This is a genomic window from Streptomyces sp. NBC_01451 (assembly GCF_036227485.1).
Lineage (GTDB): Bacteria > Actinomycetota > Actinomycetes > Streptomycetales > Streptomycetaceae > Streptomyces.
Genome location: NZ_CP109479.1, coordinates 10,188,100 through 10,212,741 on the forward strand (window position 1 = coordinate 10,188,100; position 24,642 = coordinate 10,212,741).

At 67.9% G+C, this 24,642-nt stretch carries 14 protein-coding genes and 1 pseudogene; 7 read left to right on the forward strand and 8 right to left on the reverse strand.

Translation table 11 applies throughout. The features are described from left to right. Positions 1–797 precede the first annotated feature (797 nt). A complete protein-coding gene (locus OG595_RS44895; protein ID WP_329266620.1) occupies positions 798–3,362 on the reverse strand; it encodes a WD40 repeat domain-containing protein in 2,565 nt (854 codons plus the stop codon). Further along, positions 3,265–5,151, reverse strand: coding sequence for an ATP-binding protein (locus tag OG595_RS44900; RefSeq protein ID WP_329266618.1), 1,887 nt, complete (start codon positions 5,149–5,151; stop codon positions 3,265–3,267). The genes OG595_RS44895 and OG595_RS44900 overlap by 98 nt, the downstream gene beginning before the upstream one ends. A gap of 145 nt (positions 5,152–5,296) precedes the next feature. Between OG595_RS44900 and OG595_RS44905 the strand changes: the two genes are divergently transcribed. Next, positions 5,297–6,148, forward strand: a complete 852-nt coding sequence (locus OG595_RS44905) for a hypothetical protein (RefSeq protein ID WP_329266616.1) — start codon at positions 5,297–5,299, stop codon at positions 6,146–6,148. 241 nt (positions 6,149–6,389) lie between these two features. On the opposite strand, the gene OG595_RS44910 is transcribed toward OG595_RS44905, so the two are convergent. Beyond that, on the reverse strand, positions 6,390–7,172 hold the full coding sequence (locus OG595_RS44910) for a hypothetical protein (protein ID WP_329266614.1): 783 nt from the start codon (positions 7,170–7,172) through the stop codon (positions 6,390–6,392). Between the two features lie 1,200 nt (positions 7,173–8,372). On the opposite strand from OG595_RS44910, the gene OG595_RS44915 reads away from it, so the two are divergent. Beyond that, positions 8,373–8,564 carry a hypothetical protein gene (locus tag OG595_RS44915; protein ID WP_329266612.1) on the forward strand — a complete coding sequence of 64 codons (192 nt, stop codon included), beginning with the start codon at positions 8,373–8,375 and terminating at the stop codon, positions 8,562–8,564. 435 nt (positions 8,565–8,999) lie between these two features. On the opposite strand, the gene OG595_RS44920 is transcribed toward OG595_RS44915, so the two are convergent. Further along, positions 9,000–9,410: a hypothetical protein gene (locus tag OG595_RS44920; protein WP_329266610.1), complete on the reverse strand. Its 411-nt coding sequence runs from the start codon at positions 9,408–9,410 to the stop codon at positions 9,000–9,002. Between the two features lie 1,811 nt (positions 9,411–11,221). On the opposite strand from OG595_RS44920, the gene OG595_RS44925 reads away from it, so the two are divergent. Continuing rightward, positions 11,222–15,430 carry an NACHT domain-containing protein gene (locus tag OG595_RS44925; protein WP_329266608.1) on the forward strand — a complete coding sequence of 1,403 codons (4,209 nt, stop codon included), beginning with the start codon at positions 11,222–11,224 and terminating at the stop codon, positions 15,428–15,430. A gap of 209 nt (positions 15,431–15,639) precedes the next feature. On the opposite strand, the gene OG595_RS44930 is transcribed toward OG595_RS44925, so the two are convergent. From OG595_RS44930 to OG595_RS44945, 4 genes and pseudogenes are all read right to left on the reverse strand, one after another. Continuing rightward, positions 15,640–18,468, reverse strand: coding sequence for a dsDNA nuclease domain-containing protein (locus OG595_RS44930; protein ID WP_329266606.1), 2,829 nt, complete (start codon positions 18,466–18,468; stop codon positions 15,640–15,642). A 143-nt stretch (positions 18,469–18,611) separates the two neighbouring features. After that, positions 18,612–18,976: pseudogene (locus OG595_RS44935) on the reverse strand (hypothetical protein). A 93-nt stretch (positions 18,977–19,069) separates the two neighbouring features. Continuing rightward, entirely contained in the window at positions 19,070–19,726 is a 657-nt protein-coding gene (locus tag OG595_RS44940; protein WP_329266604.1) for a hypothetical protein, read from the reverse strand. A gap of 209 nt (positions 19,727–19,935) precedes the next feature. Beyond that, positions 19,936–20,967: a hypothetical protein gene (locus tag OG595_RS44945; RefSeq protein ID WP_329266602.1), complete on the reverse strand. Its 1,032-nt coding sequence runs from the start codon at positions 20,965–20,967 to the stop codon at positions 19,936–19,938. A 189-nt stretch (positions 20,968–21,156) separates the two neighbouring features. Here OG595_RS44945 and OG595_RS44950 point away from each other — a divergent pair, with 189 nt between their 5' ends. The 4 genes from OG595_RS44950 (at position 21,157) to OG595_RS44965 (ending at position 24,413) form a co-directional block, all read left to right on the forward strand. Continuing rightward, complete coding sequence (locus OG595_RS44950) at positions 21,157–21,420, forward strand: helix-turn-helix domain-containing protein (protein WP_046702854.1); 264 nt, start codon at positions 21,157–21,159, stop codon at positions 21,418–21,420. 169 nt (positions 21,421–21,589) lie between these two features. Next, a complete protein-coding gene (locus OG595_RS44955; protein ID WP_329266599.1) occupies positions 21,590–22,444 on the forward strand; it encodes a DUF6083 domain-containing protein in 855 nt (284 codons plus the stop codon). Positions 22,445–22,446: 2 nt separating this feature from the next. Then, positions 22,447–22,923, forward strand: coding sequence for a hypothetical protein (locus tag OG595_RS44960; RefSeq protein WP_329266597.1), 477 nt, complete (start codon positions 22,447–22,449; stop codon positions 22,921–22,923). Next, entirely contained in the window at positions 22,920–24,413 is a 1,494-nt protein-coding gene (locus tag OG595_RS44965; protein WP_329282546.1) for a UvrD-helicase domain-containing protein, read from the forward strand. The genes OG595_RS44960 and OG595_RS44965 overlap by 4 nt, the downstream gene beginning before the upstream one ends. The last annotated feature ends 229 nt before the right edge of the window (positions 24,414–24,642 follow it).

The window sequence follows — 24,642 nt, forward strand, 5'->3', positions numbered from 1 at the left end:
TGGCTGCCAGTCCCAAGAACGCAGCAAGCACTGTTCCCGTCCCGGCAAGTACGGCCATTCCCAGCACACGCCCTCGCACCTTGCCCCCTCCCCTGAGTGGCAGTCGGCATGAGAAAGCTAGCCGCCATTGGCGAAAAGCATGGCAGCAAGTGTCGATTGAGCGCCAGTGGCCCGCGTGTAGCACGAGGGAGTTACAAGTAGGCCCGAAGCTGCGGCCGGGGAAAAGGGACAGGCCGTTGGCGCAGGCTGGCTTCTGACTCGGGCGACGTTAGCTGGCGATGCGTTGTTGTGGCCGCCGCACGCGACAAAGGTTCGGGATCACGGTTCCTGCTACTGCATTCGTACGGGCCCGCAGAATACCTCCCCATAGCGCGCGACCCAGCTGGTCGCGGCGATAGCAGTGGCCTTCATCGTGTTCAGCCTCTTCTCGCTGGCCTCGAAGGCAGGCCATCCGCTCCGGCCCGGCAGGCAGCCTGCGGACCTGCACCTCGGGGACCTACAGACGTCGCTCGACGCCCTCCGCCTGGGTAAAGGCGAACACTTCCGCCAGTGCCCGAAGGTGCAGGCTGGTGCTATGGACCGACGAGATCACCCGGGCAATCGACCGGCTCAAGGCCCTGCCGAGCCCCGGCTGACCAGCCACACCGACCACCCCGACGACCCGCACCACCACACCGGAGCAGTGGAACCCGGCGCCCACCCGACGCGGCACTCGCGCTGTCGGCCTGCCCACCATCAGCCACAGAAAGCGAAACGGTCCGCCGACGGAGTCGGCGGACCGTCAAGAAAGATCAAGGTTAGGGTGCGAGGGCGCTAAAGTCCACGACGGCAAAGCCGGCCGGGCCGCCGAAGGCCAGGGTGCCATCTTTCTCATTGCCCGCGAGGGCGTAGACCGACGCAGCCGTGAGGAGAGTATGGACTGGTGCGCCGGTCCATGGATCCCAGATGCGGATGCTGTGGCCATCGCCTGACGCTAGCAGCGAGGCACCGTCCTTACCGACCAGGTAGCTGAGCCTCTTCGTGCCGAGTGCGGTGATGGTTGCCACCGGACGCCAGTCGGAGGTGTGCCAGACATGAATCGCGTCTCTGCTCGCGGCGGCGAGGAGAAGGCCGTCCGGGCTGTTGAGCGTGCACAAGCTTTCAACGGGGGCCGGGGTGCCTGTGCTGAGCCGGGCCGTCGCCGCGTCGCGGTCGAGGTTCCATACGTAGACCCATCGACTGGCCCCGATCGCCACGAGTGTGCGGTCCTCAGAAGGCACCGGAGCAAGACTTGTGATCCGTGACGAGAGGCCAAAGGAACACTCGGGGAGCGTCGTGTCTGGGAGCAGTTGGTGCACGCGCAGACCTTCCTGCGGCGTGGACACGCACAAAGCGGGCCCGCCCGTCAGGTGGTGGGGCGGATCGGGCCGGAGCTCGACGGCACACGCCCGGGCCCGTTGGTCGACCGGCACAGTCAAGGTGATCTCGTTGCTGGCAATGTCCCAGACTTCGATCGCGGTCTCGGTCCGTACCGCCAGAAGGTCGGAGTTTCGTTCGGGGGTAGCTGGGAAGACGTCGTAGACCGGGGGACGGCCGCCTAGTTGGTGGATGAGCCGCAGGTCGGCGCGTCGTAGGAGCTGCACGCCCTCGATCGTGCCGAGAGCCCAGGCCTGCTCGCCGCCATAGACAAGCGAACCGAGGCTGATGGCTCGCACATCGCGATCGACTCGGGGCCGCCTCGCTGGGATCTGGTCACTGGCTGGGCGTGAGCCCTTTGGTTGCTCCCACAGCCGGATGCCGTCCTCGCCGGCGGTTGCCAGCCGCCAACTGCCGTGACGGCTCGGCAGCGCTGTCACGGCGTGTACGGGGCCGACCCGCATTGCTGCGGCTGGACGCCAGTCAGCTCCCTGCTGCTGCCAGATGACGGCCAAGCCGCCGTCGTTCAGTCCTGCCAGCGACGTTGGCCCATCACGGTCAGGGACCGAGTGAACGTGCCGCGGAACGCCTGACATCTGGCTGACATGGCCGCTCTGTGGATCCCAGAGGAGCGCACCTCGCCCCGCCCCATAAGCCATCAGCAGGTCAGCTGCCCCCTCGCGGGGGATAAGCCGCAGCAGGCGGTCTGGCGGCAGGCCGGGGTTGGGTCCGACGTACGGCTCATCGAGACCGCTCACGCGGAAGTCTGTCCGGGTCTTATGGACGATGAGCCAGCGCCCGTCGTGATCGCGGATGACTACGCTCTGGAAGCCACTTCTGGGGAGAGCCTGCAAGCGTGAGCCGAGATCCGGCAGCCACAGTTGCAGGCCTTGGTCGCGAGTATGGAGCAGCAGACGCCAGCGCTGGTCCCCGTCCGCCAGTACCTGCAGATCCATTACAGGGTGCAGGTCCTCTGTACCGGCGACCTGGAGACCGGACAGGGGATCGTACACAGCAGCGCCCCGCACGCCTGCGACGGCGAGGAACACTCGTCCGCTGCGGCCGCGGATCGGGCGCATCCCCAACGCCATCCCGGTGTCAAGGTCGACGAGATGATGACCCGAGGCAACATCCCAGATGTGCACACTGTGCTTGGTCCCCGCCGCCAGGAGCGTTCTGCCGTCGTTGAGTTCGAGGGGTGTCAGCGTCTTGATGGCGCCCGGCGGCGAGGCCAACACATTGGTCGCGGCCTCCCACGAAACGCTCTGGGGCACTGCAGGCCCGGTCCCCGGTCCCAGACGGCGGGTCCGCCCAAAGGCCGACATGTGGAAATTGATGCTACTAGCGCGCGAGCCCGAGTCGACCGATGAAGTGATGTAGGGCTCGATCAAAGCGGCTGCGGCCAGATACGACTGTGAAGGACTGTCGGCAGGGAGCGGCAGTCCCAGCCGGGACCGCAACGTCAACGATGTCTCCTGGCTGAGCAGTTGCACGGGTAGCCATTCGTCCCGCAGCATATGACCCGCATCGGCATGGGCGACCAAGTATCGCCGGATGTACGGATGCGCTGTCTCTTGGCGGCCGGATCTGACCAGCTGAGCGAGAACCTGGGTGATGCGCTGGTGGCTCGCCTCCGCGATACGCCGGCGCGCGCGGCGCGCGCGGGAGCCGACCTGCACCAAAGCTGAGCCCGGCGCCGAGAGTGCGAACGACCTGGGCGAAGACTGCAATTCCTCGGTGACGCGCTGGTGAACCGGCCGGTAGACGGTGCGGCCGTCTTCTTCGCCGCGGGCGAGGTATCCGTCGAGCCGACTCGACCTGATCAGGCGAATCGCCGCGTCCAGCGTCTCCCTGTCCGCTTCCGTGCCGTCAGGCAGAAGAGCCCGGGCCGCGGCTGGCCACACTTTGTCCCATGGCAGACCCGCGCCGAACGCGAAGGCGGTCGCCCGAAGCGCGGCCAGCAGCACATCCGCCGACACCCCCCCCGCTGAGGGCCACGTCACGCAGATCCTCACGCAATAGCGCGACCGTGCCGGAAGCCAGCCGGGCCTGCCAGCGCTGTGCCTGCAGGTTCTGGATTTCGCTGATGTTGCGTAACTGGTCAGCGGCCAGGCGCGCATCCAAGAAGGAGGGGACCGTCGCGGAAGCGATCGAGGCCGCCGTGGCCCGCGCCGTGGCCGGGTCGCGGTACGCGTCGGAGGGGCCGGCCAGCAGCAGTGCCTCGGCGTAGGCGGCGATGTCCTCTTCGCAGTCCGGGCCGTCGGTGCGCAGCAGCAGAGTTGGCACCGGCTCGCGATCATCGGCGAGGGCGCGCTGAAGTGTGTCCAATAGCGCATCGGCGCGCCCGTCCTGCAAGCGCTCGGCCGCGCTCCCGAAAGTCGGGGAGCTGCGCATCCCCAGGAGGAGACGTGTTAGCCCTACGCCTCGGTGGTCGCGCAGACGTGCGAGCGGCAGTACAACATCGCTCAGGCATGCTCCTGGCTCCTGAGCCTCGTCCAGGCCGTCGATGACCACCGTCACCGGACGCCCGTCCGCCAACTGCTCAATGTGGTCGAGCAGCACCTTGAGGGGAGCCTCCCCTGGGAGCGGCGGGGCTGCGCCCGACGTCTGGAGCAGATCGGTCAGGAGGTCGAGCGAAGTCTTCCCGCGCGCGAGCACGGCTGCGTCGATCGTGCCGACCGCCGGGCGGTCCTGCGGCGCGACCTCTCCTGCCAGTTCCGCGTACCGGGGGTTCTCCAGGAACAGCCGGTCAGTCAGTGTCACCAGCCGCGCCAGCAGGGCCGACTTTCCCGAGCCTGCGGCGCCGGTGACCACCAGCGTTCCCACGCCCTCGTGCAGGAACCCGGACAGCGTCCGCATCGCCTCCGCACGGCCTCTGAAGTACCAGCCGGTGTCCTCGTTGCTGGCGCGGCCGGACGCCCGGTCCTGCCAGTAGGTCGTGGAGAGAGCGGCCGGGACTGACAGCTCCTGCAGGGCTGGGCTGAACAGGGGCTGGTCGGACCGGTAGCGTGGGTTGGGCAGGCACGGGCTCGGGTCTTGGGTGAGCCTGGTCGGCCACACCCACAACGGCTCGGCAGACCCCGTCTGCTCTTCGTGAGCCTCCTGAAGCAGGCCCTCCCACTGATCAAAGGACAGGTAGGGATCAGCGAAGCCCGCCGGCTCGTCCGCGACCTTGGCCAGGGCACGCTGGATTAGCTCGGTGAAGGAGCCGACGTTGGGGCTGTCCTCGAAGTCCCCTGCCGTGACCACCGCCAGTGAGTTGAGTCGACGCCGCGACTTTCCGAGGTCGTCCAGAAGGTTGTTCAGTTCACTGCGCAAGGTCCCCGAGAAGCACGAGTCCACCATGATCAGGGCGTGCCTGGAACGGCTGCTCAGGGCTGCGCTGATTACTTCGCTTGTCGTCAACGCCGTACCGGGGAGCCGTTCGTCCTCGGTCAGCGCGAGGCGAAGGTAGTGGCGACCTGACACGCCCCGCTCGCCATGACCGGTGATATAGATGACCAGTGCGTCGTCATCGTCGGCTTCGGCAAGATCGCTGTCGTGTAGAAACGCCCGTACCTGACGCAGCGACAAGAGCTTCTGCGGCGGCGTCTCCACCTCGAAACGGCGGTCCGGTTCAAGCTCAGTCGAGGTCCACCAGCCAGCCACGACGGCGACCTGCTGCTCGATCGCCTTCTTGAATGACTCGTCATTCTCTCCGTAGTCGCTGACAGCGATCACGATCAGACGCCGACGATTACAAGGCGTGCCGCTCATCCCATTCCTTCTGCACAGGGATCAATCTCCGTACTGTACGACCCTGGCACTCGGTCCCGCACGGGCGGCGGGAACCAAAACAGGTACACGTTGGGCGCCGCATCAATACCATTGATAGCTCAGTCACGTGCACGATGGGGGAGTAGTGAGCAGCATTCAGATCGTCGGTGTGCATGGCATTCGTCAGTGGGACACCAACGCCCTCAAGCTGGGCACCGACTGGCGCACGGCACTCGCTTACGGCATCACCCGTTACTTCGGCGCAGCCGCTCACGTGCCAGGGCTGCTCACTCCCTATTACGGCGACGTCTTTCCCAAGACGAAGCGGTTCCAACTGAGCCAGCCGGGCCTGGACGACTTGACCGACCCGAACGAGATCAACTTCGTTGTCGAGACTCTGGAGGAATACGCTCCCGACCTGGACCTGCCCGAGCCCGACGGCACCCTGGGCGTTCCGCCCAGGGTCCGGCCGCGGATTACACAATGGCTCGCAGGACTGGACGGCAAGTGGGGGCGCGGTGCGGGCGAGACCATCGTGACGCGCATCCGCGAGCTTTACGGCTACCTCCACAATCCGACCGCGGCCGAGCAGGCGCGCCAGCGCATCGTGGGCTCCCTCACCGACTCGGACGTGCGGCTGGTGATCGCTCACTCCCTGGGCAGCGTAATCATCTACGACATGTCCCAAAGGGGCGAGATCCCCGCGCCCGGCGCCAACGGTGGCGGCGTGGGGACCCTGATCACCTGTGGAAGCCCTCTCAATTGGCCCCCCGTCAAGCGACACCTCGATGTCACCAGTGAGTTCCAGCTACCGGCCTCTATCACCTGGGTGAATATTTTTGACCCCAAGGACCCCATCACCGCTGGACAGGGGCTGTCAGGCAAAGCCACAGGCGTCCAAGACATTCAGGTCGACAACGGTGACGACCCTCACGCGGCCCGGCGGTACCTGCGCCAGGAAGCCATGGCCCGCGCTGTCCGCACAGCACTGGCCTAACCTCGCGCTTTCATGAAGCGGGCTGTCCGGCAGGCGGTCAGGTAAGAAGCTGTTGTCTTTCCGGACTTGAGGACTGCGTTTCCGCTGGTCGGGTATAGGGTCGGAGATCCCGTGGGAGTTGTGGCCTGCCGTGCTGTCGCGGGTACTCGGTCAGCACTGTGGTGAGGGAGAGCCCTCTGTGGAGTGGCAAGCGGGCAGCCTCTCCGGCTGTGTCGCTCCGCAAGGCCGGAGAGGGAGCCCTTCATCCTGTGATGCGCTTTACGAGTGGCTCATCAGCGGCAAGCGTCTCAAGGAGTGCTGCACGCATTGCAGGATCCACTGGCTGTCGCGCGCGACGCTCCAGTGGGCTGGTCCCCTCATCTGAAGCACCCAGAAGATTGCTTGGCTCCAGCCGCAGTCCTGCGCGCAGCCGAAGGATGACATTGCTGTTGGGCAGCAGCTCGCGGCAAAAGACGGCTGGATCGCCTATCGATAGACCAGCGGCACGGACCATGTCCCAGGGAAGGTCATAGTGCGAGGAGCCTTCGCCAGTCACAAAGCGCACCCACTTGCCGACTTGTGCGGCCAGGACTCCAGGAACTACGTCCTCGTCGGGAACCGGGGGCAGGCCAGCGCGTGCATCGGTGACCGCGTCACTGAACGTATGCAGAACATGCCACGCCGCGCGGCTTCGCGGCTCGGATGGACGTACAAGTTCCGCCGGTCGCACGCGGTGCTCTGTGAGGAGTTGCCTCAAGCGTCCCTCGAGAGCCGTGGACGCATTTCGGTAGAGGTCAGCCGATGTGCTGTCTCCCCGCCGTGAGAGCACTGCAGCGTCGATGTTCAGTTCGCAGAACAGGGATACTTTGCCGCCGAGTCGGCCGCCAGCTTCATGGACGGCTTCCTGGACCCCTTCGGAGACGACGTGATTGCGGCGCAACGTCCGCAGCCGGGCTTCTGTCGGCTCCCCGACGGGGCTGTATGCGTTCAGTACGCCTATCCAGCTTGCTACAGGCCATGGGCGGACCGGGGCTGCTTCGGTCATGTCGGCAAGGACTTGCACAGCCGCTCCTCTCTGATGGAAAGGTGCCTCCTCAGGGGCAAGGAGTGCCGGAACGTGCGCGGTGCGACCCGGAGAGATCTCTCCGGGAGTGCTTGCGCGACCAGGAACGACATCACACAGCCGACGAACAGCATCACGCAGCCGACGAACAGCATCACGCAGCCGACCGTCGCGAAGAGCACGCTCGTATGTGGTTGCATGGACACCACCCCGATCCGTCGAAAAAACGCTTCGGTGTCACAGTAAGTGTATTCCGGGCGTTTGGTCAACCGCATCTGCGGCCTGCCGTTTGTCTCTCTCTGCAGTGTGCACCAGCGATGAACTGCGCTTTTGTCATGTGGGCTGGAGCGTCAGGTAACGAGAAGGGGGAATGCCGTCACTGCTGAGGGTTGTCCTGATCACGCATCGGGCAGGTCGACGAGCGATTGGCGGCGAACCCGGGGAGCGCATGCGCATTCTGGGACTGCATGCCTCGTGGGCAGAGTTGGCGCTGCCCCTGCGCACTGTTCTGCCGGCCTGCGGGGTGAGGGCTGTGCGGGGTGAGCATCGTCCACGTCTGCTGTACCGGCTGGCGCGGGTGGTGGAGGATCGGTTGCCCATCTGATTGTGGCGCCACCGGAATCCCGCCTCCGCTACCTGCCCGAAGCGGATCCGCCGTGTGAAGTGCAGGTCATCCTCGATGATGGGGATGGCTGTCTATGAAGGTGCCCATCGGTGGAGGCGGGCCCCAATCCGGCTGACGTGGACGGGCTGAGCCGTAGGAGCGTCGTCCCGTCGAAGTCGAGACCCTGGCGGGTGCCTATGGGCCATCTCGTGCTCCTGGGGGTTGCCTGTGGTGGTGTAGGGCTGATGTTGAGCGTCGCGAGGCGGGTCGGGGATCGGCTGCCCGTTCGTTTCCCGCCTGTCCTCCTGGGCTGCGCTGACTGCCGGACCGGCGGGGAGGGTGGCGGCGTATCGTTCGCAGCCTGGCTCCAAGGGGTGAGAGTCAATAGTTGCAATGAGAAATGCAATAGCAAATATTGTTGTCGCTTGGGTGGTTCCCCTTGGTCGCTCGTGATGCGAGTATGCCCGTTCGGCAGGGGCTGGCCGTGGCTGGGTGCGGACGGCAAACGACATGGATGTAGGTCGCCGGGTGGTTGACGGCGCGGCGGTCGCCTCGCTTGTGCGGATGGGCTCGGCGTAGTGCTCCAGGCGGTCGGTGAAGTCGTCGTCACCTCCGAGGGCATGGGTGACGCGCACGGTCACATGGGGAACGAGCGGGTCGGGTGCGAACACGGCCTCGGCCTGCCGCTCGCCCTCGCCGTCATGCGCGTCGAGGAACTCCGGGTCGCCCCAGGGGAGGTTGTGGTCGACGGCTGCCGTGCGGATCCATGACGCCCTCGGCCGCTGGGGCCACCGTGTACTCGTACACCTCGACGGCGGACGTCACCACGTACCGGCGGGTGCGCCCCGCGAAAACCTGGCGCGCGGTCTTCGCATGCCGCGGTGTGTAGCAGACCGACTCCGTCCGGGCGGCCATGCGGCGCCCCGACCGAACTCCGGTTCGTGGGGCATCGGATAGAGGCACGGCAGGCCACCCGTCCGGGTCCGCCCACGCCGTCGCACTCTCCGGGATCTTCTCCCCTGGAGCTGTCGGGAGGGACGGGCGGCGATCACCTTGGCGCTCTGAAGGCGAGATTCGACCTGTTGAGCGACATGGCGATGGGTCTTTAGGGGTTAGGGCTCGCCCAGGTCGGCGGAACCGTTCTGGCGCGGGCGTGCCCGACTGAGAGGGCGGCGGGTTCCCGGAGAAGGGCTGGCCGATGCCGGTCAGCGGATGCGGGTGGAGTGGACCAGGTAGTCGCCGTTGGTGCTGCGGCGCTGGATGCCGTGGCGGCTGAGAACGGTGCGAGAGGCCTCGTTGGCCGGGTGGACCGAGGCGTGGAGGAAGACGACCTGTTCCTCCACGTGACGCGAGACGATGTCCATGAAGACGGCCTCTAGGACCGCCGTGGACGCGCGGCGGCCGTCGGACAGCGACTTTCCCTGGTGATCGACACCTACCGCATAAGCGACAAGCGCCCGCTCGCGAAAGCCGGCCGGATCGTCGGCTTCGGTCAGCGCGTGCACGGCCGCCCCGACAAGGTCCGTTCCGTCCAGGACGAGGAGCAGGCGCTGGTCGTAGACGGCTTCGTGCTGGTTGCACGACGTGATCGCGTCGCGGCGGAAGTAGGTCTGCACCTCATGGGCCCAGGGCTGATCGCACGCACGGCGCCGGGGATGATCCGCAGGGCAGCAGGCGAAGGACTGGAGAAGCCGGCCATCGCGTTTCTCTCCGCGCCGCCAAGAGACATCGTTCATCCTTGAGCCCGCTTCACCTGCGGCATCGTCATCGCGGGCAGTCCCGTGAAGGGTGCATGAGCCGGCGGCCGTGTGTGTGCCGGCAACAGACGGACCGCGTCGGCGTCACCCACGCCCATGGAGGCTTGCACGATCGCTCCGATCCGTCGAAAGAACGCTTCGGTGTCAGGTTAGGCATGTCGTGACGCTGGGTCAAACGAGCATTAGGGATAATGAGTCCTGATCTCAGACGACTTGGGCTGGCCTATGGATCCTGTCCCACCGGCGGCGGTCTGGTAGAGGGCGCCCGGTGCACGTTAGGTGTCTCCGGATGTGGCGACGCCCGCGACGCATCCCCGCGTGCGCGAGCGCGCTGGGCGGTGGGGGTCTGCCCGCCCAGCGCTGTCGCCGATGTCGACTGCAGGCGCGAACACCTTCTCCGGGATGTTCCGTGGGCTGCCGTTCAAGAGGAGGGCGGCTGGCGGAGAGACCCGTGCGGCGATCCCGGTCGGATCCCCGGCAGGGCCAGTCAACGACGAGCGGAGGGAACGACGCCCCAGGTGCCCCGTCGAATCCGCGGTGACTGCTCGGGCCGTAAAGGTCGACCCGTCGTCGATCCGTCGACAGGATCGGAGCTTCGTCCGGCGGCTGGCGGTGGAAGTCGACCTGAAGAACTGGATTTTTGCTCAAAGATTCGCTTTAGTGAATATTGAAATGGCGTCCACTGTAGCCGGCCAGGCATCTGGTCCGGGACCGCCACTGCATCCGCTCCGCCAACGGGGAAGCCCGCACTCCTCGCCGAGAAGACTTCTTCACGGACACAGGCCCGCGCGCCGCGACATCGCCACTGCAGCGCGAGCTCTGCGCAAGGCCTGAGTTCGGCGTCATACCGCTTACTGGTTGGGGTAGGTCAGTACGATGCGGGCAGTGGCGGCTTTGCCCTGTTCATCGGTGAGGGCGAACAGGTTCATCAGTGCGCTGACTGCGGCGATATGCCCTGCTTGTCGACGAGGGCACTGTAGATGCCCGGCAGGTCCGCGCCGCTCACCTCGCCTCCCGCGCGGTGCGCTCGATCCTCCTGTACGGCATCGGTGCCTTCGCCCAGCGTCCCCGCATGGTCACCGGCTCCACCTACCCCGCGCCCTGGAGCGCGATGTCCCGCCGGACGCATTCGCTTCGACGACGAACTGATCACCTGGCAGAAACCCACCGGCTTCGCCCGCTACCCCAACGCCTACCTTGAATGACGCTGATTACCTGCTGCAGTTTTGGGAGACCGGACCCACGGTGCGCCCTCCCCGACTCGGCCCCTATGGCGGCAACCGAGAGCCCGGCTACTTCAACTGGGCGTTGGCCGGTGCTGGCGTACCGTTTCTGCGGAAAAGCCAGAACTTCAGGCGGGGTGCCCAGATTTGCCAGGGCAGGGGTTCGGTCACGGAGACCTCCACGGCCAGCCTCCGCCAGAAGTCCGGTGCCACCTCCAGCAGCGTGCTGCCGGGCCGTAATTCGTACTCCGAGTCCGCTGGGGAGGAGTTGGGGCCTCGTCTGTCTGAAGGCCGTGACGCCAAACATGAAGAGGATCGGCCGCTCGGCTTTGCCTGTCCTACCGACGGCGGAGGTCGCGATCCGTGACCCCGTACGGCGGCTTCTCGACGATGGTCAACCAGCGCCGTTACCGGCGATGTCAGTGCGTCCCTCTACGCTTTGAAGCTGTGACGGCAGCAGCATTGTCCAAAGTGGTCTACCCCTGGGCGCGGCAGATGGTGTCGCTGGGAGATTGGACACCCGGCCGAGACTGGAGCAGCGCGCCTGCCGCGGAAGGGGACCACGGTCGGCGGCTGGAGGAGCTACGGGACGTGCCGGTGCTCGCCCTGTTCGGAGAGCGGGGCGCGGGCAAGTCAGTGGCGCTTGTGCAGGAGTATCAGACCCTGGAGGCTGCGCGTGCCAAGACGCGGTGGGTGAACCTGGGGCGGCACCAGACACAGTCCCAGGTCGTGACAGCACTGGCTGCCACGTCCGCTGCCCAGGAGGCGGGGGAGTGGTGGGTATTCCTGGACAGTGTCGACGAGGGCTTGAACGTCCTGCCTGCCCTGGGCGGGCTGATCGCCGACTGGATCGACTCACTCGCCGTGGACCAGCGAAGCAATATGAGGCTGCGGTTCAGCTGCCGCACGGGGCGCTGGCCCGACGTCCTGCAGGACACACTCACCAGGCACTGGCAGTCGCCACTTCAGGTGCGGCACATGATCCTGGCTCCGCTCAGCGACCACGATGTTGCCGTCGCCGCTGAAGACTACGGTCTGGACGCTGATGTCTTCGGCACCGTGCTGCGCGAGCGGGGCCTGTCGCAGTTGTCCAGGACTCCCGTCACCCTCTTGCAGCTGCTCGAACATCACCGTGTCAACGGGACGCTGCCTGCCACTGCGGCAGACGCCTACGAGCAGGCCTGCGTGCTCTTGTGTTCCGAGACCCGACGCCCGGCCGACGTCCGTGAACTGCGGGCTCAGCCCACGGGGCAGCGTCTGCTGCCGGTTGCCGCCCGCGTCGCGGCGACGATGCAGTTCGGCGCACACAACGTGCTGAGCGATACCTCCCCGCACCCCTCCGACCGCGGGGAAATCACCCTGGCCGAACTGGAAGGAGGACATGAGCCCGGCCTGCTGGACGGGCAGGTCCCGTGCACGACCGACGAACTGCGCCGACTGACCGAGTCTCATCTGTTCGATCCTGTCGGCCTGTTGCGGTGGACCTTCGCGCACCGCAGCTACCAGGAATTCCTGGCAGCCCAATATTTGCAAGCCCACCAGCTTGACCCGCCCGCCCAGGACGGATTGCTGTGGGTCGGAGACGGCGCAGCGCGGCACATCTACCCGGCCCACCGCGAAGTGGCCGCCTGGCGCAGCGGCACCGACAGCACCCTCTTCGAAAACCTCCTGCGCGACGATCCGCGGGTGCTGCTCCTGGCCGATCTGCCCGCACGGCCGGCCGCCGACCGGGCCCGGGTCGTCGAAGCCATCTTCAGCCTGGTCCAACAAGACGACACGATCGACATCGACCATACGACGCTGCACCGCCTCGAACACCCCGGACTGTCGCAGCAGCTTCTGTCCCGCCTGCGGCCGGACGCGGACACGCTGGTGGTGTACACCGCGCTGCAAGTGGCCCGATTCTGTCCTCATCCAGAGCTGACGGATGCCCTGCTGCAGGTCGCCGGGACCACCAGCCTGCCCGAGGAGCTACGCGCCCTTGCCCTACGGGCCGTCGCCGACTTCCGTCCCGCGGATGTCCCGACAGTGGAACGGGTCAGGCAAGTGGCGGCCGATGACCCTTCACCGGAAGTTGTCGCTGCCGCTCTCTATCGATTGTGGCCCAGCCATCTGTCCCTGCGAGAACTGCTCGACCTCTTTCGCGATCCGGCTGCCGACTACTACGGCCGCGCGTGGGTGCTGCGCTCGGAAATCCCTGCCCAGCTGACCGCAGCCCAGACCGGGGAGGCTCTGCTGTGGGCCCGCGACACGATTCAGCGGCCACTACCGGGGCACAGCATTGTCCTGGCCACCAGCCTGATCAGTCGCGCGGTCACCCTGGCCGGTATCGACGGGCTTCCTGGACTGCCTCATCCCGAGACCGTCATCGGTGAGGCGCTCCTCGCGCTGGCCAACCACAGCGATCTGCTGTACGGCCTTGAAGGACGCACCGAACACGAGGCCTTGGGCGACGCCTTGCGCGCCCAGCACAGCCTGCGCCGCGCCCTGACACTCCACCTTCTCACCCACCTCGGCGAGCAAGACTTCTTCCGCGTCTGGAGCGCGGTGCCACGTGGCGGCCTGACCACCTACGACGACGCGTTCTACTGGATGGGGCACTGGGAACAACTCGCTGACGTGCCACCCGCACTAGCCCGGCTGGTCGTATCCATCACCCCACCGGCCGACCCTGATCTGCAAGCTCTGGTAGAAGCAGCCTGCCGAGCCCATCCCGCCCTCCGGCAGATCACCGAGCGTTGGGCTCCGGCCCCCGACCCAGAACCCCGCCAAGAAGCCGACACCACTCGCGACGAGAGCCGCGTCTACAGCGAGACACGGCTGCGCGAAGCGCTTGCCGCCGTCCACACCGCCACCTCCGAGAATGTCCGCCATACCTGGGGCACCGTCATCGACCAGATGAGATGCACCCACGACGGAGCCGAGCCTTCTCGCCTGTGGGAGGATCCGCTGCTCCTGTGGGCGCACCACGCCCCGTCCCGTCCGGGGCAGGGCAGCGACCTCGATGCGGAGCTGCGGGCTGCTGCTCGGCAGGTGCTGACGACCGCGCCGCCCCTGCCATCGCACCTGCTGGCCTATGGCGGGCGCGCCAATCCGCGCCTGATGCTGGAGCTCAGTGCTCTCGCCGTACTGGGAACCCCGGACGAACTCCCCTCGACGCCCCCTGCCCACTGGGCCAGCTGGGCTCTCGCCCTGGCCACCACGAACGCTTACACATCCCCTGGCGAAGCCGTCCGGAATACCTTCCTGCTCTACTGCGCTGAACAAGCCGGCCCCGCCCTGATCACCCTGCTTGACGAGGTGCTCCGCGATCCCCACACGGACGCCGCCACCACACACGACCTGGCCCGCCGCCTCGGCGCCCACACGCAGCAGGACGCCGTCGACGCTCTCGCCGTCTGGGCCGACCACCCAGACCGCGACCCTGAACACTGGCAGGGCGTCACCAGCGCCCTGGCCTTCACCGGCCACCCCAGCGCCTACGCGCGCCTGCAGGCGACCCTCGACCTCGATCCTTCGAACTCGGCCATGACACCCGAAACCCTGACCCGATGGCTCATGGCAGCGCAGATCCTTGTGTACTGTCCGGCACTGCCGAAACTGTGGCCGCTCGTGCACAAACATCTGCACAACGAGATACTCGCCCGGTCCTATATCGACCAACTCGGCCAGCGCCCCGTGCACCACTACACGCAGCCGCACCAGCTGGCCGACCTGACCGAGGAAGCCCTCGCCGAGCTATACCTCGCGCTCGCCCGACATGCTCCAGCGGAAGCTCTGGACCCGCCCTTGCGCTCCGGCTGGATCGGCGAGGACCACTTCGGCGAGCTGATCCGATCCATTCCACCGCTCCTCCAGGCCAAGAACACGCCGCAAGCTGCCCACCAGCTGCACCGTCTGGCCTCCCAGACAGGACTGTGGCGTCTACGCCACCTCGCCCGGCAGACCGCAACCACCGCCGCGCAATCCCTGCACGCCCCGGTAACGCCCCCTCAGCTCAGGGCACTTGCCGAATCGCACCAACGCCGCTGGGTTACTGACGAAGGACACCTCCTGGCGCTCGTGCTGGAGGCTCTCGGCCGCTTCCAACACGCTCTGCATCGTCCCAACGGCCTGAGCATCGCCCTGTGGAACCGCTCGGAGTTCTCTGCGGCACAAGCCGAGTGGTGGCCCTGTTGGGAGGAAGACCTCAGCGACATCCTTGCCGCGTTCCTCCTGCAGGACATCGGCGGCTACCGTGTGGTCGTCAATCGTGAAGTCCAGCTCGACCGACCGGGTCTGGCTGGCCGCCGCACCGACATCCAGATCGAGGTCCCAGCCCCGCCAGACAGCGGACACGACCCGGTCAGACTGGTGATCGAGTGCAAAGGCTGCTGGAACAGCACGCTGCCCACAGCCTTGGAACACCAACTAGTCGACCGCTACCTGAACACCCCTCGCACGGCAGGCATCCTGCTGACCGGCTACTTCGACTGCGACCGTTGGTCGGCCACCAAGCGGCGATCCTGCCCCGCAACCCATCACACGCTCGCGTCAGTTGACCAGCACCAGCAAAAACAGGCCCATACACAGCAAGCCCTCAAGAGTGTCCCCGTCGCAGCCTTCACCCTCGACTGCACCCTGCCTTCGCCGCCATCGCAAGGTCGGCAGGCATGAATTGCGGCGACGAACCGGGCGGCCATAGGGCCGATCAGATGCCCACGATGGCCAGCGTATGTTGCAGGCCACGGCAGTTCGGTGACTTTGCCGGCCCGCCCGGGCCATCCACATCGTGGCGTCCGGCGAGAGCTGGATCCCGGATGCCCCTTCGTCCGTCCGCCGATCGTCCTGAGCAGGATGCGGCTTTCTCGGAGCCGGTACGGGTGTCAGAGGTCGGTTGAGAGCTCACCGATGATCTGCCGGCCGCGTGGGTCGCCCAGATCGGTCAGTGCCTGGGCGGCGGTCTTGCACCAGTCGAGCCAGTCCGGGTCGCCCCGGTAGTCGCCGATCAGGGTGTGCAGTGCGTGAACTGCCGCGTCAGGGTCCAGGGGGGCGAGCCGGTTCGCCGCGTCGAGGCGGTCGTCGAAAAGGATGTCCGCTCCAGCGAGGTACTCCAAGGCCGGGCGGGCGCGCTCGTCCCCGGCAGACAGGAGTATGTCAGCGGCTCGTACCCGGACGGAGTCGTACAGGTGAGAGTCGCGGACGAGCCGGTGGCAGGCATCTCTCCCACGCACCGGGTCCAGTTCCAGCAAGGACCTGGCAGCCAGGAGACGGTCGCTGAAGTCCGGGCTGTGCGGGTCCTCGTTGAACTCCTCGTCCAACAGTCGATCGTCCACCAGTGTCTCGAGCGCGGTGGTGCCGTCCTGGAGGTTCAGTTCCGCCAGCACGCTCGCCGCCCAGACGCGTGAGGTGGCGTCACGGTCGTCATCCGCGCTCGCTGTTGCCATGGCCTGTGCAGCCGTCTGGACCAGTGGTTTCCACGTGTCGGCGAGCAGGGTGCCCAGGGACAGCTGGGTGGCTATCAGCAGGCACCCGCGGATGTTGTCGGGCACCGCCAGGGCCCTGAGGGAGGTGGCGGGATCGGTGGGCGGGGCGGTTCCGGGGTCGATGAGAAACCCGATGTAGGAGGCGGTGTCCAACGGCGCACCCCACGGGGTCGTCCCCCCGTCCTCCTCCCAGGGGCCGAGCAGCCGGCCGAGCTCACGGGCATGGGCAGAAGGGGTGCGCGCGAGGTGGCGGGCAGCGCAGTACTCCTGAAGGGTCTGGTGGAGGAAGGCGAAACCGTCCCCGGAACGAGTGAGCAGCCCGCTGCGCTCCAGGACCGAGGCCAGGAAACCGTTCCAGTCGTCCTCCGGAACGGCGCGGGGGCGCCGCGCGCTGCCCATGGCGGCCAGCGCGCCAACCCAGGACGTTACGCTGCCGCTGCGATGGTCATACGCCAGGCTGTCGATCGTGTCCGCCAGTTGATCAAGCAGGTCATGGGCCCGAGACACGGCCGTGAGGCCGAAACGCGCAAGGGCGGCTTCGGTCTGGCTCCGCACTCCCGACAGGCCCCTGCCGCTCATACGGCGGTGCAGCAGGTCGGTGAACCTCGCGTACAGCGCCCCCCGGGTGGCCGGCAGCGACTGACCGGGATGGGCGGCATAGAGCTGGCACAACATCGTCGCCATGAGCGGAGTGCGGGCGAAACCGGTCAGGTGCGCGTCGTCCAGCACGCGGACGAACCGGCCTGCCGCGTCCCGGGAGTTGGGTACACCCAAGCCGTCCAGGACGCGTTGGGCCGCGCTGGACAGTTGGCTGCGGGAGAAGGGCACCACCTGGTAGCGGGGCACGCCGTGACCCAGGATGCGGAGATCCTTCCCGGGAAGCGGCCGGGTGGCCACGACGAACCGGTACAGGGGGTCGGGCTCGGCGGCGAAGCTGGCCAGGGTGCGCAGGAGGTTCTGCCGGTCGTGCCGGTCGGTGATCTCATCGAGTCCGTCGACCAGCACGAGCCAGCGGGCGCCCGGGGCGGGCCTGCTGAGGAAGAACTCGTCGGACAGCGTCCGCTGCAGTGCGAAAGCGGCCAGCTGTGTGGTTGCCGCTGCCGCCAGAGCATTTGGCAGGGGAGAGCCGAGCAGCGCTGTGGCTGGCACGGTCACCCCGAGCAGTTGCTGGTCCTCGCGGGCCAGCCAGCGTTCGGCCGAGTCGGCCTGCACCGCGCGCAGGAGGCTGGACTTCCCGCCGCCCGGGCCGGCAAGCACCAGGCACACGGGTGCGCGTCCCAAGAGCGCGGAGGCGTCGGCAACATCGCCGGGAGACTGATCTGCCGGACTGCCGTACTGTTGCCCGTTTTCCGAGTCGATCCGGTGCAGGCGCTGCGGCACATAGACGGAACTCAGCGACGGCACGCCTGCCTGCCCGGCCTCAGGATAGGGATGTGTTTGTGCTGCGAGCCGGCTTGCGCGCACGTAGTCGGCCAGGTCCGGGCGGGTCAGACGCAGCGCGACGTCGCGGAGCTTCTGCGGCGTCAGGCGTTTGCGCAGGACCGCCTTCGGTACATCGAGCTGTGTCACCAGCGCCTGCCAACGCGGTCCCAGGCTCCCGCCCATCGCGAGCCTGACCCGGTTGAGGAGATCCGCGTGCAGCACCTCGACTTCCCCGACCCGTAGATGCGGGGTCAGCTCGAAGAGCACATCGCGGTTGCGGCGCTCCAGCTCGTAACGGTCCGGCAGTTCCTCGATGCGTACCAGCCGCAGGAACTCCGCAGTCTCGGCAGCGTCCGCATCGAGGTACTTGGCGATCCTGCCCAGCCGCTCTGCGCTGTCGCCTCCCTGTCCCCGCGCGATTGCCCGCACATCCGCCTCGGAGCTCAGCGGACCCTCCACACCGAGCGTCAGGACGTACGGCAGGTCCCTGTGCTCCCGCAGGGCGCGATGGGTGCGCAGAAGGCTTGCCAGAGCCTTGCTCCGAAGCACCTTGGACAAGGTCCAACTATCCTGCTTCTCGCGGGACTTGATCTGCTGGAAGTCCCACAGCGCCACGTCGCCCGCCACCGTGCCGCCGGCCCGGGCGACCAGGACATCCTCGAAATGTTCGCACGTCACGTGGACCACTCCGCCACCCGCCAGCATCTCCAACACCCCACGGAGCGTGGCCTGCGCCTGGTAGGTGAAACGCTCCTCGGTTGCCGAGCCCGTGTCGTCAGGCGCCGGAAGACGGCCTGGATCCTGCATCCCCCGATGATCCCCTCTGTGGGCCGGTCCTCTCTGGCCGCAGCATAGTGACAACCCGTCATGCGGACTGCAGGCCGCGCGACCGGCGCCAGACAACGGCTGAGAAGCGCCACCGCGCAGACGGGGAACATCGACTACGGCGGCTACGGCCGCAGTTCGGGGAATGCCTCCTCCCATACGTCCTTGACGGCCCTGCTGGTGAGCCTGTGGAGCACCGGCCACAGCTCAAGCAGAATGTCCCGGTTGAGGAAGCGGCACAGGTCGTCGCGCATGCCTTCGGCGAGCACCGTTCTGTACAGGCTCATGCGCTGGCGCGGCCGGTCCAGATCGAGGGTGCGCAGCCCGGACCACGCGATGTGCAGCGGCAGTTCCACCCTCCGCGCTCGGGTCCGGTCAGGTCGTCGAGACGGGAAGGCAGCCGTCGCCTGTACCTCGCTCGCAGCAACGACGCGACGGAGTCGGGGTCGTTGTGCACGCTGTCCCTTTCCTCTTCCTCTGCGCGTCGCATGATTTGAGGAGGCCAAAAACTCCGTCTGCGACTGATGATCTCCGCTGTCGGCTGGCAGTGGTCCTGGTGTGCCCAGTAAGGCACCCCCGGTGATCAGCTGGTCTCGGGCTGGTGCTCGGCCGGGGCCGTTGCGGGTGTGGTCGGCTTCTGGGCGTCGGTGGTGGTGTAGTAGACGGAGCTGCCCTGCTTGGTGCGCTGGACGTGGCTCTTGGCGACGAGTCCCTCGACCGTGGTGCGCACGACGGTGGTCTTGATATTCCGGTCGGGGTGGGCCTGGCCGAGTGCGGTGGCGATCTCCGCTGCGGAGCGGGGTTCGCTCTGCTCGGTGAGGTGGCGGCGGATCAGCTCGACGAGGGTGGGCTGGACCGCCTTCGCTGCCGTCGCCTTGGCTGCGGCCTCGGGCTTCTTGGCGGCCGGCTTCTTGACCGCCTCGCCGCCTTGCGCAGCGACAGTCTTCTTCGCCCGTACCCGCTTGCCCGCATCGGGCTGCGCGGTGGTCTTCTGCCGCGGTACCGAGGGTGCTGCGGCCGCATCGGGAGCGGGCTGGGTGACGGTGTCCGTGGTGCCAAGTGCCTTTTGCATGCTCGTCAGCACGGTGTGGTCGTGTTGCAGGGCGAGCAGTTGTTCCTGCAGTGCGTCGATTTCCGCGCCGATGCGGTCCTGCTCCTTGGCGTTGCGGTCAAGGTCGCCTGCCACCTGGGCCGTGTAATGAGACGTCAGTTCGGTGGTGGCGGTCTGGGTGTCAGGCATGATGCTGGCCTTTCCTCGGGGCGCGGCCTCGGGCTGAAGCAAACCCCCGGAGCAGGCGCCTGGGCTGGGCGGTAGGGCTTGATTGAGTCATGGGTGGCCGCACCTGGTGCAGTCTGTCCCCGTGTAGCGATGGTACGGGCGGGCGGAGCCAGTTGTTCCGCCCGGGCGATGTCCTGCGCTCAGCCGCACTTGTTGTCCATGCACCATAGTCAGTGCGTTCGATGCTCGCCGGGCCGTGCTGTGGTGTGCTGTGGGGGCAGGTGCCAGAAGACTTCGTCGGTTTCGCGGTTGTGGTGCCAGGCGGTGAGTGTGCGTGATGTGGTCAGGCGGTCGAGGAGCTCGGCGGTCTGGTGGGGTGAGTGTCCGCACATGCGGGCGAGCACCTCCATGTCGGTACTGTCGGCGCCTCCTGAGGTGTGCGAGGCCAGGGTCAGTGCGGTCAGCTGCAGAGCCGCAGGCCGTCGGGTTGGCGACGCCAGGGGAGTGGGGTGCAGGGCCCAGTGCGCGGCGCGGGCCCGGGCTTGGCCGCCCGGTTGCTGGGAGAGGACCGCCGCGTCCAGCAGCTGTGCCTGCGTGCGCGGGTGCTTGCCGGCTGTGCGGTGTAGCCAGCGTGTGTGTTCCAGCTCTTCCCATAGTTCGTTGCGGCCGTACAGTCGCATGCCGCGCAGTAGACCGTCGGGCAGTCGGACGTGGCCGTGGGTGTCGGAGCGTAGGGCGCACTGGAGGGCGAGCAGGCGGGCGGCGGGGGAGGTGAACTGTGGGAGCGCGGCTGCCAGGTAGGTGAGCATCTCCTTCACGCGGGTGCGTTCGGCCGGGCCGCCCGGCGGCTCGGGTCGGCACTGGACGTGTCCGGGAGGGCGTGGGGTGAGGAGGGTGGCGGGGACGACGGCGGTGTGACTGGTGGCGGCCGCGCAGGCGGCGCAGGCGTCGGCGAGACGCCAGGTGCGGCCGCTGCGGTCGCGGGTGAGGGCGAGGAGTACCGGTCCTGCGCAGCCGCGGTGGCGGGGATGCCACTGGCATCCGCGTGCCCGGCACTGGCAGGTACGCAGATGCCCCGGCAGGGCGTCAGTACGGGCGTGGCGGGCCAGATGGGTCAGGGCCGCGGACCGGGCGGAGGCGGCCTGCACGGGGTGGCCGTGCAGAGTGCAGCGAGGACAGGCCAGAGCCGGCCCGCCCGGTAGTGGGCGCAGTTCCACCGTCCAGGTGCGCTGCACCGTGGCGTGCGTGCTGGCAAGCCGCATCGGCCCGTTGCCCCCATCCGAATCCGTGCTGTCCAGGTGCCGTGCCCTCCCAGGACAAGAGCGGGAGTCGGCCGCACCGTAGTGCAGATCCCTGCCCTCCCGCAGTGTCGAGCCGTCCGGCGTCCACCTGCACCGATAGTGCAGGAACCCGCACTGACAGGGCAGGGGTCTGCACCGTCGGATGGTGGGGTGACGATCTTGCCGCCCGACCCCGACCTCACTGCGCTGCGCGTGACGCTGGCGCGGCTGAGGGACACGCGCGGCTGGACCTTCGACGAACTCGCCGCCCGCAGCGGCCTGGCCAGGCGCACCCTCATCGACCTCGAACACGGCCGCACCACCGGCAGCGTCACCACCTGGCACGCCCTCGCCCACGCCTTCGACGTGCCGATCGACCACCTGCTGGGCCCCATCTGCGACAACCACACCCCACCCGGCACCCCGGACTCCTGACCACGCTGCTCCTGCTCGCCCACCGCTCTGTGATTCACCCGAACCGGCGAGCACGCATCGAACCTTCACACGGTGACTGGCTTACGCGTTCGATGCCGCTGGGCCGCCTGGGGGACACGGCCCGGTCCGTCCCCGTCATCGCGGGGTGTCGCCTGGCACGGTCCCCGCCATGCACCCCAACACCCTCTCCACCGGCTGCCCCTGGGACGGCAGCCCCCGCACCACACCGACGCGCCGTCCGCTGCGCGTGGCCGCCACCAGCCCCAGCCGCCTGCTGCGCGCCGGCCAGAGCGGCCGCTGCCGCCGGTGCGGCAACCGCATCGACTTCTACCAGCGCACCGACCAGCGGCCCATCGCCCTGCACCCCGCCGAACTGACCGCCGCCCATGTCCCTGAATCCTGCCGCTGGCACCTGAGCAGCGGCATCGCCCACCCCCACGGCGACGGCAGCGCCTGGTGCCGCATCCCGCACACGGTGCTCTGCCCGGACCGCACCCCCACCACCCCGACCGGACCGCACCTCCAGGCGGTACGCCGCCAACTCGCCGTCCGCACCCGCCGCCTCATCGACACCGGCGCCTTCACCCCGGCCCCGGCCGCCGTCTGCGCGCCGCCCGCCGGCAGCCCCGCCCGGTCCGTCGTGCAACTGCTGCTGGGCCGCTACCTCGCCGAGACCCCCGTCGAGGGCATCCGATGTGTGGCACAGACCCGACACCGCCACCGCTGCCCGGAGCCCGTCCTCGCCCCCAACACCCCCCAAGGCCTATGGACGCTGCTCCCCGCGAGCCCGCAGCGCGGCCAACTCACCCTGCCCGCCACCCTGATGGCCGTCTACGACCTCAGCCGCCTGCCCTACGCCGAGCAGATGCGCTGGCGCACCCAGCGCTGCCCCGCCCACGCCGCCCATCCGGGCGCCGCCGACCTCGCCCTCGCCGGATGGCAGGTCTTCGACCCCCTCCTCCACGCAGCGCACATCCGCACCCGCCTGTCCCACACCGCGCCCGGCCATCACGGGAAGGGGTGACGATGCCGTACCACGCACTGGACATCACCCTGACCCGGTCCCTCACCCCGACTGAACTTCACCGGGCCGCTCGCGCGATGCCGCTCGCGGCCAACCACGACGCCACCCACCTCCTGGCTGTTGTGCCTGCCAAAACCCCGGGAAAGGCACTCAACCGACTGCGTCACCAGACCGGCGGACTGCTGCCCATCGACGTGATCACCACGCACTACCCCGACGCGGACGGCAAGATCCTCCTCAACGTCGACTTCCCGCCCGCCACGCACGCTGTTCTCCAGGCCGCCGCCGACAGAGCGGGACAACCACCCCGCCTCTTCCTGGAACTGGCCCTCCAGCGGGCCCTGGCCCGACACGCCGGCGAGGAGGTCGAGCGCCTCGACCACGCAGTCCACAACCTGCTCACCCACACCACCGCACCCCACCTCCTCACAGCCCTTGGCCGCGCCCTCACCCGTACCTCCGGAGCCACGCCGTGCTGACCCCCACCGACGAACAGCAAGCCGCGGCCGACGCCTTTCACGCCGGCGATCACCTGGCACTGCAGGCCGGCGCGGGCACCGGTAAGACCACCACGCTGGCCCAGCTCGCTCACGCCACCCGGCGTCGCGGCCGCTATCTCGCCTACAACCGGGCCATCGCCCAGGACGCGCGCACCCGCTTCCCGCCCACCGTCACCTGCAAGACCGCCCACGCCCTCGCCTACGCTGCCATCGGCCACCACTACACCCGCCGCCTGGGCGCACCCCGCCGCCCGGCCTGGCAGACCGGACAGGCTCTCGGCATCACCAAGAGCATCCGGATCGGCGAACGCGACCTGTCACAACGAACGCTCTCCAACGCCGCGCTGCGGACGGTAGCCCGCTTCTGCCACACCGCCGATCCCGCCATCACCCGCCACCACGTCCCCCACCTGCGCGGCCTGGACGACCGCGACCTGCACGCCCAACTCGCCGCTCACATCGTCCCCTTCGCCCGCAAGGCCTGGGCCGACCTCCAGCACCCCGACGACGGCGCGGTCCGCTTCGACCACGACCACTACCTGAAAATCTGGGCCCTCACCGCCCCGAAAATCGCCACCGACTTCCTCCTCCTCGACGAGGCCCAGGACACCAACCCCGTCGTCGAACAGATCTTCCTCGACCAACGCGACCACACCCAGCTGGTCATGGTCGGCGACTCCGCACAGGCCATCTACGACTGGCGCGGCGCCAAAGACGTCATGACCGGCTTCGACGGCACCCTGCTCGCGCTCTCCCAGTCCTTCCGTTTCGGCCCCCGCCTCGCTGACGAGGCCAACCGGTGGCTGGCCATCGCCGACGCCCCCCTCCGCCTCACCGGCACCGAGACCGTGCCCACCGAACTCGGCCCCCTCACCCAGCCAGACGCCGTGCTGTGCCGCACCAACGTCGGCGCCATCGCCCAGGTCATGGACCTGCTGACCACCGGACACCGCGTGGCCCTGGTCGGGGGAGGAGACAGCCTGCGCGCCCTTGCCCTGGCCGCCCACGACCTGAAAGACGGACGCCGCACCACCCATCCCGAACTGGTCCTGTTCCCCTCCTGGGGGGACCTGCAGGACTACGCAGCCCACGACCCGGCCGGACGCGATCTGCAGCCACTCGTCGACCTCGTCGACACCCACGGAACCGACGCCATCCTCTCCGCCGTCGCCCAACTCGTCCCCGAGCAACAGGCCCAGGTCACCGTCTCCACCGCACACAAAGCCAAGGGCCGCGAATGGCCCCGCGTGAGAATCGCCGACGACTTCACCCCACCCAAGGACAGCGACCAACTGGACGACACCGGCCGTCCGGTGCCCGGCCCGATCGACGACGGCGAAGCCCGCCTCGCTTACGTCGCCGTCACCCGCACCCGCCACCGCCTCGACATCGGAGGCCTGTCCTGGATCGAGGACCACCCTGCCGCATTCCTGTCACCACCACCGCGAGCCGGGGACAGGGACGCGTAGGCATCACTCCACCGGCGAGGCCGAATACCCAGACTCTGGGCAGACCACTTGCAGCCTGGCCCAGACCGCCTTTACCGGATCACGGGTCATCCGCGACGGCACCGGGGCGTCCCGTCGCTCCACGGGGCAGACGTGGCCGGCGCCCTGTGGTCGGCCCGGCCACGCCCCAGCCTGGTTCATGCAAGGAGCCGCTGCCGCCTTCGCGGAACGGCACCTCCTGGACATCGAC

Coding starts and splice junctions, on each gene's coding strand:
- OG595_RS44900 (WP_329266618.1), bottom strand. CDS start 5,151: ATGAGCGGCACGCCTTGTAATCGTCGGCGTCTGATCGTGATCGCTGTC.
- OG595_RS44910 (WP_329266614.1), bottom strand. CDS start 7,172: ATGACCGAAGCAGCCCCGGTCCGCCCATGGCCTGTAGCAAGCTGGATA.
- OG595_RS44930 (WP_329266606.1), bottom strand. CDS start 18,468: ATGCAGGATCCAGGCCGTCTTCCGGCGCCTGACGACACGGGCTCGGCA.
- OG595_RS44940 (WP_329266604.1), bottom strand. CDS start 19,726: ATGCCTGACACCCAGACCGCCACCACCGAACTGACGTCTCATTACACG.
- OG595_RS44945 (WP_329266602.1), bottom strand. CDS start 20,967: ATGCGGCTTGCCAGCACGCACGCCACGGTGCAGCGCACCTGGACGGTG.
- OG595_RS44955 (WP_329266599.1), top strand. CDS start 21,590: ATGCACCCCAACACCCTCTCCACCGGCTGCCCCTGGGACGGCAGCCCC.
- OG595_RS44960 (WP_329266597.1), top strand. CDS start 22,447: ATGCCGTACCACGCACTGGACATCACCCTGACCCGGTCCCTCACCCCG.